This window comes from Corynebacterium sp. ACRPF (assembly GCF_022347395.1).
GTDB lineage: Bacteria > Actinomycetota > Actinomycetes > Mycobacteriales > Mycobacteriaceae > Corynebacterium > Corynebacterium tuberculostearicum_D.
On the sequence record NZ_JAKRNB010000025.1, the window covers coordinates 20,012 to 31,953 of the forward strand.

12 protein-coding genes are annotated in these 11,942 nt (G+C 60.0%); 9 read left to right on the top strand and 3 right to left on the bottom strand.

Translation table 11 applies throughout. From position 1 onward, the window contains the following. Nucleotides 1–54: 54 nt before the first annotated feature. The 4 genes from MHX61_RS10395 (at nt 55) to MHX61_RS10410 (ending at nt 4,053) form a co-directional block, all read left to right on the top strand. Nucleotides 55–1,002 (top strand): ABC transporter substrate-binding protein, encoded by a 948-nt coding sequence (locus MHX61_RS10395; protein ID WP_239194624.1) that lies wholly within the window; start codon nt 55–57, stop codon nt 1,000–1,002. Continuing rightward, nucleotides 1,003–2,088, top strand: a complete 1,086-nt coding sequence (locus MHX61_RS10400; protein ID WP_239194626.1) for an iron ABC transporter permease — start codon at nt 1,003–1,005, stop codon at nt 2,086–2,088. 3 nt (nt 2,089–2,091) lie between these two features. After that, nucleotides 2,092–3,126 carry an iron chelate uptake ABC transporter family permease subunit gene (locus MHX61_RS10405; RefSeq protein ID WP_200436212.1) on the top strand — a complete coding sequence of 345 codons (1,035 nt, stop codon included), beginning with the start codon at nt 2,092–2,094 and terminating at the stop codon, nt 3,124–3,126. Nucleotides 3,127–3,210: 84 nt separating this feature from the next. Beyond that, a complete protein-coding gene (locus MHX61_RS10410; protein WP_239194640.1) occupies nt 3,211–4,053 on the top strand; it encodes an ABC transporter ATP-binding protein in 843 nt (280 codons plus the stop codon). A gap of 36 nt (nt 4,054–4,089) precedes the next feature. Here MHX61_RS10410 and MHX61_RS10415 read toward each other — a convergent pair whose 3' ends face one another. Both MHX61_RS10415 and MHX61_RS10420 read right to left on the bottom strand, forming a co-directional pair. After that, a complete protein-coding gene (locus MHX61_RS10415) occupies nt 4,090–4,482 on the bottom strand; it encodes a multidrug transporter (RefSeq protein ID WP_239194628.1) in 393 nt (130 codons plus the stop codon). Then, nucleotides 4,479–5,363: a carbohydrate kinase gene (locus tag MHX61_RS10420; protein ID WP_239194630.1), complete on the bottom strand. Its 885-nt coding sequence runs from the start codon at nt 5,361–5,363 to the stop codon at nt 4,479–4,481. Before MHX61_RS10420 ends, MHX61_RS10415 begins: the two co-directional genes overlap by 4 nt. 20 nt (nt 5,364–5,383) lie before the next feature. Between MHX61_RS10420 and MHX61_RS10425 the strand changes: the two genes are divergently transcribed. Both MHX61_RS10425 and MHX61_RS10430 read left to right on the top strand, forming a co-directional pair. Beyond that, nucleotides 5,384–6,592, top strand: coding sequence for a glycoside hydrolase family 32 protein (locus MHX61_RS10425; RefSeq protein ID WP_239194632.1), 1,209 nt, complete (start codon nt 5,384–5,386; stop codon nt 6,590–6,592). 133 nt (nt 6,593–6,725) lie between these two features. Next, nucleotides 6,726–8,747, top strand: a complete 2,022-nt coding sequence (locus MHX61_RS10430; protein WP_239194634.1) for a sucrose-specific PTS transporter subunit IIBC — start codon at nt 6,726–6,728, stop codon at nt 8,745–8,747. 281 nt (nt 8,748–9,028) lie between these two features. On the opposite strand, the gene MHX61_RS10435 is transcribed toward MHX61_RS10430, so the two are convergent. Beyond that, a complete protein-coding gene (locus MHX61_RS10435; RefSeq protein ID WP_239194636.1) occupies nt 9,029–9,979 on the bottom strand; it encodes a hypothetical protein in 951 nt (316 codons plus the stop codon). 537 nt (nt 9,980–10,516) lie between these two features. Between MHX61_RS10435 and rplN the strand changes: the two genes are divergently transcribed. From rplN to rplE, 3 genes are read left to right on the top strand one after another with little or no spacing between them, the layout of a single operon-like run. Beyond that, nucleotides 10,517–10,885: a 50S ribosomal protein L14 gene (gene rplN, locus MHX61_RS10440; RefSeq protein ID WP_049378875.1), complete on the top strand. Its 369-nt coding sequence runs from the start codon at nt 10,517–10,519 to the stop codon at nt 10,883–10,885. Between the two features lie 4 nt (nt 10,886–10,889). Continuing rightward, nucleotides 10,890–11,204 (top strand): 50S ribosomal protein L24, encoded by a 315-nt coding sequence (gene rplX / locus MHX61_RS10445; RefSeq protein ID WP_023027809.1) that lies wholly within the window; start codon nt 10,890–10,892, stop codon nt 11,202–11,204. 2 nt (nt 11,205–11,206) lie between these two features. Continuing rightward, complete coding sequence (gene rplE, locus MHX61_RS10450; RefSeq protein WP_049358620.1) at nt 11,207–11,758, top strand: 50S ribosomal protein L5; 552 nt, start codon at nt 11,207–11,209, stop codon at nt 11,756–11,758. The last annotated feature ends 184 nt before the right edge of the window (nt 11,759–11,942 follow it).

Below are 11,942 nucleotides of genomic sequence, written 5' to 3' on the forward strand. Positions count from 1 at the left end.
TGCGTTATAGGGTAAGCAAGGTTATTTTCCTCCTTTATTGAAAGGCTTAACCTCATGAAGATTTTCGGCCGTCGCACCATGGGCGCAGTCGCAATGCTTTCCGCCGGAGCCGTAGCTTTAGGCGGTTGCTCGCGTGGTGATGGTGATGAAACAGCTCAGGGGACCGACGCTGCCAGCGAGCAGCGCGTGGCTAGCCTGGGTCTAGGTGATGCCGACACGCTGCTTGCCCTGGGGATCACTCCCGTAACGGTGGCGCCGTGGGGTGCTGAGGGCGATGGCGACCCTTCTGGCGTCGGCCCCTGGGCAGAGGAACTTTTGGGCGACGCAAAGCCTGAGGTGATTTATAATACCGCGACCGGATTTACGGCGGATACCTTTGAGCAGGTCACCGCGGCCGACCCCACCCAGATCATTGCGGTGAACCAGACGGTGGATGCACGCACGAAGGGATCCCTGGAAGAAATCGCGCCTACCACCGTCAAGCCGAACGGCTATGAAGACTGGCAGGTACCCTGGGAAAAGCAGGTAGAGACCATCGCGGATGCGGTGGACAAAGAAGACGAAGGCGATAAGCTTATCGATGACACCGAAAAGGCCTTCGAGGAGTTCCGCCACGAGCACGCGGAATTGAAGGATAAGTCTGCGGCCATCGTCATGCCTTATGACGGCAAAATTGGCCTATACACCGAGGAGGATGGGCGTGGACAATTTATCGAGGACCTTGGCATGGAGATCCCCGATGCATTGCAGGGCGACGGCGGCAGCTTCTTCGTCGACATTGCCCCAGAAAACTACGCGAAGCTTAACCAGGTTGATTACCTCTTTGTCCTGGACTACAACGGCTCCTCAGATGCCTTGAAGAAGGATAAGACCTTCCAAGGCCTCGACATTGTCAAGGAGGGTCGCGTGCGCTACTTGGATACCGATACCGGCAATGCCATGAGTATGCCCAATCCGGTGACCATCCCCTGGGCAGTAGATAAATTTGAAGAGAAGCTGTAATTGTCAGCAACCACGATGGACGGCCAACAAATCCAGGCGGATTCCGCAGCAGATAGTCCTACGACCACCGGCACCCCCGCACCGGTAGTGGCGCGGGCACAGAGTTATAAGATGCTCCTTGTCGCCTTCATCCTCGCCAGCCTGGTGTTGGCGGTGGCGTCTTTGGCGGTGGGATCCCGCTCGATTCCGTCCGAGGAGGTTATCGCTGCCCTGCACGGGGCAGGGGAGCAGGATATCCGCGATATCGTGTGGAACCTGCGCATGCCGCGCACCTTCTTGGCTTATTTCGCCGGCGCGGCCCTTGCTGTGGCAGGTGTGCTGGCGCAATCGTGGACCAGAAACCCGCTAGCGGATCCAGGATTTATTGGTGTTACCGCGGGCGCGTCCTTCTTCGTTGCCTTAGGCACGGCCATTGGTATTGCTACCTCCACCAGTATGCGGACCACCCTCGCGCTCGTTGGCGCGGGTATTACTACGCTGCTGGTGTTAGCCGTATCGCGGCGGTTTGAGGATCCCCTGACGCTCATTCTGGTGGGCGCCGGCGTTTCCGCAGCTTTGGGATCGAGCGCGATGATCATCGGTCTATATTCCACGGACGTCCTCGATAGCATGCGGCGGTGGACTATCGGCTCGACCTTTGGCCGCGGCCCAGAAGATGTCGCGATCGCGGGCATAGGGCTAGTTGTTGGCGTAGCGTGCGCGGCGATGGTGGCTAGACCCCTCGATCTTTTGGCCATGGGGGAGGAGTCCTCCCTCGCCTTGGGCGGGTCCCCCACTACCGCGCGGGTGGGCGCGGCGCTCAGCGTCGTGGTGTTGGCTGGCAGCGCAACGGCAGCAACGGGTCCCATTGCCTTCGTCGGTTTTGCCGTTCCCCACATCGTGCGGCGGGTGGTGGGCCCTAGCGTTGCCTCCTTGCTTTTGCCCTCCGCGCTCTTGGGCGGTTGTGCCGTGCTTGCCGCTGATGTCACCGGCCGCCTCATTGCGGGTAACTCGGAGCTGGAGATGTCGATCGTCCTCGCGATAGTGGGCGCACCTTTCCTCATTTGGGGTGCTCACCGCGGCGTGGGCAGAGCATGGGGGCAATAAAGCATGACCGCAATCAGCACTATTTTAAAAGCTCAACAACGCCGCCGGCACGTGCGCGTGCTCGCTTCCACGCTGGCTTTCATCCTCATCGCCCTTAGCGCGTACCTAGTGTTACTGGGGCAAGGTCCCATGGCATTGAGTCCGCGGCAGGTTATCGATGTCCTCACCGGAGGCGGCAGCAAGAACCACATCAGGGTGGTGTGGGACTTGCGCCTGCCGGTTGCCATCGCCACCGTTATCGTGGGTGCCGCCCTCGGCTTGGCCGGTTCTTGGACGCAAACCATGGCTCGTAACCCGCTGGCCTCCCCGGATATTTTAGGCGTTACCGGCGGGGCGTCGGTGCTGGTGGTCTTGGGCACCGTGCATTCGCGCCCCAGTTTCGCCGAGGGTATCCCGGAGTTTTGGTGGCGGGCATGCTTGGCGATGATCGGCGCCCTCCTCGTTGTCATCCTCCTCGCTGTTCTGGGTGGCATCGGTACGAGCAACCGCATCGTCATCATCGGTATTGCGTTATCGCTGATGTTTAACGCCCTCGTCGCGTATTTAATGCGCAGCGCCCAGATCCTGCGCGCTGCGGAGGCGCAGACTTGGCTCGCGGGATCGACTGGATTTGTGCACATGGAGGTCATCCTCCCCCTCCTGGTGGCATTAGCGCCGTTTCTCGCCATCGGCATCTGGTGCGCGCGGGAGCTGCCGCTGCTTGCCCATGATGATTCCTCCGCAACCACCCTGGGCGTGAACATCGCCCGCCAGCGCGCCCTCCTGCTTATTGCGGCAACCGGTATCAGCGCCGTGGTGGTCTCGGTGGTGGGGCCCATTGGGTTTATCGCGCTGTTGGCGCCGCACCTGGCGCGGATGGTGGCGCGCACCCCCACGCCATCGCCGCTGGCATCGGCAGCCGCGGGTGCCGCATTGCTGACCGTGTGTGCTGTGATCGCTGGTGCTATCCCGGTAAATGCACCGGTGGGTGCGGTTTCCTCGGTCATTGGTGGCTGCGCCTTGGTGATAGTGGTGTGGAATGCGGCCGGGCGCAGCTAAACGTTGTGCCGCGGCACAGCAGGGGAACGGATAAGCACGGCGCCAGATGGTGCTAGACAGTCAGACGTGGATGAAGGAAAAGAAATGAAGGATAATCGGCCTAATCAGCCAAAACAGACCACGAGCTCGAAGCCTCGGTGCAGCCTCCACGCCACCGGCATTCATGCGGGATATAAGGATGGCGAGGATATCCTTGCCGGCGTTGATCTGCACGCCCGCGCCGGCGAAGTTACCACGCTCATTGGGCCGAATGGCTGCGGCAAGTCCACGCTGCTGAAAACTCTCTCGAAAATCCTGGCCCCGCGGCAGGGCAGCGTCATGGTCGGGGAAGCTGACCTACACGCCATGTCCGCGAAGGATGCAGCGCAGCAGGTGGCGCTGCTGCCACAGCACCCCGTGGCCCCCGATGGGCTGCGGGTGGGGGAGTTGGTCGCGCGCGGGCGTCATCCCTATCAGGGGAGGATGCGCGGCCTTTCTGCGACGGACCGGGAGATCATCGCGCAGGCCTGCGAGGCTACCGACATTGTGGACTTCCTCGATCGTGATATCGCTTCGCTATCGGGCGGGCAGCGCCAGCGCGTCTGGCTGGCATTGGCCCTGGCACAAGATACGCCCGTGCTGCTTCTCGATGAACCCACGACCTTCCTCGACCCTGCCCATGCCATGCGTATGCTGGAGTTGGCCCGCGCACAGGCGCAGGCAGGAAAGACAGTGGTTGTAGTCCTACACGATCTCATGCTGGCGGGCCACTATTCTGATTCCATGGTGGTGATGAAAGCCGGCGATATCATCGCTCGCGGGGCGCCGAAACAAGCGCTGTCGCCGAAGGTATTGGCGCAGGCCTATGGCATCGAGGTTGAGGCCTGGGAGGATCCGCTTGGCGATGCCCCCATTATCGTTCCCCGCCGCGTCGTAGCGGCGCATTAGTGAAGACCTGCCAATGGTGGCTGTGTGCCAGACGCTTTACTCGGCCTTTCGTTGTATATCTAGAAAAGAAATTGCCACTACAAAAAGATTGAGCACGCTTCCCGCGCCGAGCAAAAAGGTGCCGATTCGATAGGAGCCTGTGCCTACGGCGGCCATATTGCCGTAGATATAGACCCAAATTCCCCAGCCGATAAGCAGTACGAGGCTAGCCAGACCAGAGAGTAGGCGAAGGCTGCGTGGGGAAGAGGGGGCGAAGAACTTATAGGCGGCGTCGACAAGCGCGCAGGCCGCAATGCCCAAGCTCAAACCGCCAGTGAGCCATACCGGCAGCAGAGCGGAGGTGCCAAAGACCACAGGCAGAATGAATGCGAGAAATGCGAGGACAAAGAGCGCGGCGTGGAGCCACAGCGTGCGCTTGGTATAGGTCATAGCGAAGACTCTACTTCCTCGCGGCGCGGGGGATTGGCACCCTTGCGGGAGACGGTGATGCCGGCGGCAGTTACGGCGAAGGACAGGATGTCCTTCCACTGCGCCGGATCCAGCGCAGCAAGAGCGGCGGCGCCGAGCCCGCGTTCATCAATCTGGGTCAGCAGGGCCGCCATAATGGTGTCGCCGGCGCCGATGGTATCGGTGACCGTGACCCGCGCGGCCGGCACCGTAAGGGACGTATCGCCCGCGCGAACGCTCAGGCCCTCGCCGCCCCGGGTGACCACTACGATGGGAACCTGCGAAATGAGGTCGTCGCCCAAGAACTCCACCTCTTCATCAGAAAGCTTCAACAAAGTCACGTAGGGGAGAAGCTCAGCCAAGAATTCGCGGTGCTCCGCAGTGGCATATAAGGGGCGGATGTTCGGGTCGAGGGCGACCAGGGTTCCCTGCGCGGCAAAGTCCTTGAGCAGCTGCGCATAGCGGGAGGCTCCCGGCTCAAGGGCGAGGGAGACCGTGCCGAAGCATGCGATATCGGCCGGAACCAATTGTGGCTCAACCAAGCGGTCGGCGGTGCCTTCGATGTAGAAGTTATAGGAAGCAGAGCCGTCTTCATGGATAGTGGTGACCGCCAAGGTTGTGGGCTCGTCACCGCGCTGGAGGTGAGTGGTGGTTACCCCCTCTGCCTCAAGGCGACCAACGAGTTCCTGCCCGAAACCATCGGTAGAAAGGCGCGACTGGAACTCTACGTCTGCTCCCAGTCTGGCGGCCGCGATGGCCACGTTAAACGGCCCGCCGCCCAGCGCCGGGGTGTGGTCGTTCAAGCTGCCAGGGGCCACCGGAACGAGGTCCACGAGGCCTTCACCGCACACATGAATAGTCATATTTCCATAGTATCGGGGATATGAACTACCGTCCCAATTTTCACCTCGCCCCGCCGCAAGGCCGCCTCAATGACCCCAATGGCGTCTTTGTGGATGGCGATACCCTGCACGTGTACTACCAGCACGACCCGGCCTTTCCCCGCAAGCCCAAGCGTACGGGCTGGGGGCATGCGACGGCGAGCGTATCGGCTCCCACGCCGTGGCAGCACCACCCCGATGCCTTGTACCCGGACCTGCCCTATGACAAGGATGGTTGCTACTCGGGTGGGGCGGTGGTCGATGGTACCGACGTCTGGCTGTTTTATACGGGCAACCTGAAAGAGGACGGCCGCCGCATTCCGTCTCAGAACCGCGTGCGGGCCCTCGATCCTTCGGGCCCGGAGGGAGGAATCTATCTCCGCGACGAGAATAATCCTCTCATTCCGGACTCGCCGGCGGGTTATACGGGGCACTTCCGGGACCCACAGATCACCCGCGATGGCGACGGCTGGCGGATGGTCATCGGCGCCCAGACCGAAGACGAGCGCGGCACCATTGTGCTGTACCGCTCGCAGGACCTGGCCCGATGGGAATTCCAGGGCGAGATTTCTTTCGACGATCCCTCGCAGCTGCCCGGCGGTTATATGTGGGAGTGCCCCAACCTGCTTACCTTGGGCGATAAGCAGGTCCTCATCTTCTGCCCCCAGGCAGAAACAGACCGCTGCGGCTATATCGTGGGCACGCTCGATGGCCTGGATTTCCATATTGAGCGCGGCTTTACCCTCCTGGATCATGGCACCCAGTTCTATGCGCCCCAGGCCACCGAGGACGGCATCCTCCTGGGATGGATGGGCATGCCCGCCCAGGATGACACCCCAACGGAAGGCTGGGTCCATACCTTGACGCTGCCCCGCCGCATCTGGCTGGAGGACAACTACCTGCACCAAGAGCCGCTGTGGTCCGCCTTGCCGGAGACCCAAGGGCGCGAAGGCTTTGGCTCCACCATCGATATCAAGGGCGAAGGCTCCTTTGCTCTTATCGACGCCGCCGGGGACGAAGCCTTCCGCGTCACCCAACGTGACGGCACCATCGCCTTTAACGGCGGCGATCCCATCGACTGCCCGGATGGCGAGATGCGCTTGATTGCTGATGGCTGCGCCGTCGAGGTATACGCCGGTGGCGGTCGCATCGCCGCGTCCTTCGCTGTGTTTGGCGAGTCCCCCTGGCAGGGGTGGGAGCCGCGCGGGTAGGTGTACCCGAAGCCGGTGAAGTTGCCAACACTCCGCCCGAATGTGTGGACTTAGGCCCGAATTCCGGCTGTAATGGAAATAAGCAGTCACGTCCGGTATTCGGATGTGAGCCATTACACTGAAGGGCTCTTCTATGGACCACAAGGAAGTGGCCGCCCGCACGCTAAAGGCGCTGGGCGGCGAAGACAATATCATCGCACTTGCGCACTGCGCCACGCGCCTGCGCATGGTGCTGCAAGATTCTGACAAGGTAGACACCGCCGCGCTGGATAATGACCCCGATCTCAAGGGCACCTTTGAGGCCGGCGGTATGTTCCAGGTCATCGTCGGTCCCGGCGACGTCAATATCGTCTTCCAGGAAATGACCAACCTCATTTCCAAGGACGTGGCCGTATCCACCGACCGCTTGAAAGACATCGCCGCCGAATCCGGCAATTGGTTCAGCCGTGCGGTCAAGGTGCTTGCGGATATCTTCGTTCCGCTCATTCCAATTCTGCTTGGCGGCGGTCTGCTCATGGCGCTCAACAACGTCTTGACAGCCGAGGGGCTCTTCGGTGACCAATCCGTCATCCAGATGTTCCCCGCCTGGGAAGGTTTTGCCGGCTTGGTGAACCTGCTTGCCTCTGCACCGTTTGCCTTCCTGCCCATCCTCGTGGGCTTTACCGCGACGAAGCGCTTCGGCGGCAACGAGTTCCTCGGCGCCGGCATGGCCATGGCGATGGTCATGCCCGATTTGGTCAGCGGTTACAGTGTGGCCGAGGCGATTGAAAACGGTGAGATGTCCTACTGGAACATCTTCGGCTTCGACGTTGCCCAGGCCGGCTACCAGGGCTCCATCCTGCCCATCCTGGTGATTTCGTGGATTCTCGCCACCTTAGAGAAATTCCTGCACAAGCACCTCAAGGGCACGGTGGACTTCATGCTCACCCCGCTGCTGACCCTGCTGATTACTGGCTTCCTGACCTTCATGGGCTTGGGCCCCATCCTGCGCACGGCCGGCGAGTGGCTGGGCATGGGCTTGGCCAACCTCTATGACTTTGCCGGTCCCGTCGCCGGCTTCCTCTTCGGCCTCGTCTACTCGCCGATTGTGATTACCGGCCTGCACCAATCCTTCCCGCCGATTGAGACGATGCTGTGGAACGAGGGCGGCTCCTTCGTTTTCCCGATTGCCTCCATGGCCAATATCGCCCAAGGTGGCGTCGCGCTCGCCGTGTACTTCTTGGCCCGCTCCGAAAAGCTCAAGGGCCTGGCCGGTGCTTCCGGCATTTCCGCACTCTTTGGCATTACCGAGCCCGCCATCTTCGGCGTGAACCTGCGCCTGCGCTGGCCGTTCTATATCGGCATGGCGGCATCTGCTATTTCTTCTGCCTTCATCGCCATCTTTGGCGTGCTTGCCGACGCCCTCGGTGCCGCCGGCTTCATCGGCTTCGTCTCCGTCCCACGCTTCGTCCCGACCTTCCTGTTGTGCGGCGTTATCTCCTTCGTAGTCGCCTTTGTGGGCGCGTACCTCTATGGACGGGTCCTCATTCGTAAGAATGGCTCCATCGATCCGGATGAGGTCAACCCTCCTGCAGCTGAGGCGCAGGCCGCCGCAGCCACCCCGGCTGCGGTAGCTGCCGACGATGCGTGCACCATCTTCTCCCCGCTGGAGGGCACCGCCGTACCGCTGTCTCAGGTCAGTGACCCCATGTTTGCTGGCGGCAAGCTGGGCCAAGGTGTAGCAATCGAGCCGACCGTGGGCAAGCTGGTTGCGCCTGCCGACGGCAAAATCACCGTCACCTTCCCCTCCCACCACGCCTACGCCATCCGCGCCAAGGACCCAGCGGTGGGAAATATCGATATCCTCATGCACATTGGTTTCGATACGGTAAACCTCAAGGGCGAACACTTCACCTCCCACGTCACCAAGGGCGATGAAGTCAAGCGAGGCGATGTCCTTGCCGAATTCGATATCGACGCCATCAAGGCCGCCGGCCTTCCGGTAACCACCCCGGTGGTGGTCTCCAACTCCAAGAAGACCGGCCCCGTAATTCCTACCGAGGCTTTCCGTCCCGGCGAGCTCATTGGCTCCGGCACCGATATCTTTACCGTGGACCCCAAGCCGGCCGCAGTACCTGCACAGACAGCCTCGCCGGCTTCCGAATCCGCGTCTTAATGCGCATCCTTTAAAAGCCAACGGTGGGCTTTCGGGCCCATCATTTTAGGGCCACCCCATTAGGTCCATAGTGATCAGGCCGATCTGAGGAAAACCACCCCTCAGATCGGCCTTTTCCACCTCAATTCAGCCTGATCAGATCGGCCTTAAATCGGATGGGCCCTTGACTCTGAGTGACCGCAGTTTTAGTCAGGCATACAAAAAGCTGCGCCGGCCGGACCGAAGTCCGACCGGCACAGCCAGTCTCAGTTTCAGACCCTACTCAGTAGGGGAGTTCTTTCTTAAGCGAAGAACTTGCGGCGTGCAGCGAAGGCGCCAGCAGCAACCATTGCAGCTACGGCCAGAGCAGCCAGAGCCTGTGCAACGGAGTTGGAGCCGGTCTCAGCGGACATACCACGTGCGGAGTCTGCGGACTCGCCAGCAGCCGGAGCGGTACCTTCAGCGTTGTTGCCCTGACCCTGCTCTGCGAGCTGAGCGTTGATCTCGTCCTCGTGCTCAGCGACGATCTTCTCGGACTCAGCCTTCTCCTCAGGGGTAGGCTCAGCATTTACACGATCCTGGCTCTTAACCCAGGTCTTGCCGTCCTTGTTCAGGAAGTAGTGAACAATGCCGCCCAGGATTGGCAGAGCGATTGCAGCGCCGATGCCGGCCTTAGCAGCATCGCTCAGCTCGGAAGAGCCCTCAGGATCGGTGGTGCCAGCATTGGCATCCTTGCACTTGCCGACGGTCTCGTCGGTGATCTCGGTGTTTACCTCGTTGCTGTTCTCGACGTAAACGCTCTTATCCTGAATGTGCTGGTAGCAAACGGTGCCATCCTCAAGCTCGATGGTAGCTGGGGCTGGGATGACATTTTCCTGAGAGCCTTCGGAGTCCTCGGAATTTCCACCCTCAGAACCGTTTCCTTCAGAGTCGTTTGCGCCCTCGGAGTCATTCGAACCGTCAGTGTCGGCTTCACCGTCGGTGGTGCCAGCATTGTCGTTTCCGAGCTCTGCGTCGCGAATCTGTCGTGCCTCTTCTACGGAAATTGCTTTACGCTCAACGAGGTTTCCGTCTTCGTCTCGCTTATCGTAAATGTACGTGGAGCCACCATTATCGTCTTGGCGAACGTATTCCTCGCCGTCTTTAGTAACGGACATTGGGTCACCGATTTGAGCCTGAGCAACAGCCGCGCCGCCAAAGGCGAGCGCGCCGGTCAGAACAGCAGCGGTCAGGGTCTGTGGCAAACGCTTCATGTGTTTCTCCTTCGGGAAATATAGGTACGCGCCAAAAAGCAGATGTCTTTCTTGACGCAAACCACATTAGTCACATCGTTCCCAACTGTCACCTCAAAAACGTGAATTAACTGGAATTTTCATGTGTTACACGTGTGAAAATTGGGTCAATTTAGAACATGCGTGCCCGGAAAGTTGCACCGCCAGGCTTGGAAGTGCGAACTAAAGTCCCAGGTAGAGCAATTAAATGCGACGGGCGAGGGGGATTGACCTATTCGAAACAAGGCTTTATGGGGGTGTCCGGGGGTAATGCAGGGAAAATTTTGGCGTTGGAGGGGTGTCGGCAAGCAAAAGACAGTGTTTTGGTAATGGTGCGCGCGTGTGGTTGAATGTATAGGTTGCGAAAGCTGGTCGGCCCGTAGCGGTGCGTTTCCGAACCGCCGGTCCGAGACCCTTCGGCACAGTCCGTTGTAAAGGCTTGAGCATCGCAAGTTTGTAGACCGCGTGTGGCAAGGACGGAAATCTTACCGCACATCAATCCAGGTCAGGAGACCCATAGTGATTCAGCAAGAATCGCGTCTGCGCGTCGCCGACAACTCTGGTGCACGTGAACTGCTGTGCATCCGCGTTCTTGGCGGCTCTGTCCGACGCTCCGCTGGCATCGGCGACGTCATCGTCGCGACTGTCAAGGACGCTGTCCCAGGTGGCAACGTCAAGGAAGGCGACATCGTAAAGGCAGTTATCGTCCGTGCGAAGAAGGAGACCCGTCGCCCAGACGGCTCCTACATCCGCTTTGACGAGAACGCTGCAGTTGTTCTCAAGGGCGATAGCGAGCCCCGTGGTACCCGTATCTTCGGACCGGTTGCTCGCGAACTTCGTGACAAGCGTTTCATGAAGATCGTTTCTCTCGCACCGGAGGTGATCTAGTCTTATGAAGATCCATAAGGGAGATATGGTGATCGTCATTTCGGGCCCAGATAAGGGCGCGAAGGGCAAGGTCATCGAGGCATACCCAAAGCGTGACAAGGTCCTCGTTGAGGGCGTTAACCGCATCAAGAAGCACGTCGCAAACTCTGCTGCCGAGCGTGGCGCCGAGTCCGGCGGAATCGTTACCCAGGAAGCTCCGATCCACGTGTCCAACGTTGCGATCGTTGATTCCGAAGGCAACCCGACCCGCGTGGGCTACCGTTTCGACGAGAACGGCAAGAAGGTCCGTATCGCGCGTAGCAACGGGAAGGACATCTAAAAATGAGCGAGAACTACACCCCGCGTCTGAAGACTCGCTACCGCGAGGAAATCCGCAAGACCCTGAATGACGAGTTCAACTACGACAACGTCATGCAGATCCCTGGCGTTACCAAGGTTGTTGTCAACATGGGTGTTGGCGAAGCCGCACGTGACTCCAAGGTCATCAACGGCGCACTCGAGGACCTGACCGCTATTACCGGTCAGAAGCCGCAGCTGCGTCGCGCTAAGAAGTCCATCGCGAACTTCAAGCTCCGTGAAGGCATGCCCATCGGTGCACGCGTTACCCTGCGTGGCGACCGTATGTGGGAGTTCCTGGACCGCCTGCTGACCATCGCGCTGCCACGTATTCGTGACTTCCGCGGTCTGTCTGATCAGCAGTTCGACGGCCACGGCAACTACACCTTCGGCTTGTCCGAGCAGTCCATGTTCTACGAGATCGACATCGACAAGATCGACCGCCCTCGTGGTATGGACATTACCGTCGTTACCACCGCTACTAACGACGACGAGGGCCGCAAGCTCCTGCGCGAGCTCGGCTTCCCGTTCAAGTAGATAGAGCGCTAAGAAATCCCAACTCCCCGGAAGGGGCGTTGGGATTTTCTAGTTTTACCGAGCAGGGCGGATTCTAGTGGTCGTGGAAACACGTCTTATGTTTCGGTTGAGTTTATCAGTGCGGCCATTTTCTCGGCTGGTGTTTGAAAGCCCAGGGTTTTGCGGGGGCGGCGGTTGAGTTGCA

Coding starts and splice junctions, on each gene's coding strand:
- MHX61_RS10395 (WP_239194624.1), top strand. CDS start 55: ATGAAGATTTTCGGCCGTCGCACCATGGGCGCAGTCGCAATGCTTTCC.
- MHX61_RS10405 (WP_200436212.1), top strand. CDS start 2,092: ATGACCGCAATCAGCACTATTTTAAAAGCTCAACAACGCCGCCGGCAC.
- MHX61_RS10410 (WP_239194640.1), top strand. CDS start 3,211: ATGAAGGATAATCGGCCTAATCAGCCAAAACAGACCACGAGCTCGAAG.
- MHX61_RS10415 (WP_239194628.1), bottom strand. CDS start 4,482: ATGACCTATACCAAGCGCACGCTGTGGCTCCACGCCGCGCTCTTTGTC.
- MHX61_RS10420 (WP_239194630.1), bottom strand. CDS start 5,363: ATGACTATTCATGTGTGCGGTGAAGGCCTCGTGGACCTCGTTCCGGTG.
- MHX61_RS10425 (WP_239194632.1), top strand. CDS start 5,384: ATGAACTACCGTCCCAATTTTCACCTCGCCCCGCCGCAAGGCCGCCTC.
- MHX61_RS10430 (WP_239194634.1), top strand. CDS start 6,726: ATGGACCACAAGGAAGTGGCCGCCCGCACGCTAAAGGCGCTGGGCGGC.
- MHX61_RS10435 (WP_239194636.1), bottom strand. CDS start 9,979: ATGAAGCGTTTGCCACAGACCCTGACCGCTGCTGTTCTGACCGGCGCG.
- rplX (WP_023027809.1), top strand. CDS start 10,890: ATGAAGATCCATAAGGGAGATATGGTGATCGTCATTTCGGGCCCAGAT.
- rplE (WP_049358620.1), top strand. CDS start 11,207: ATGAGCGAGAACTACACCCCGCGTCTGAAGACTCGCTACCGCGAGGAA.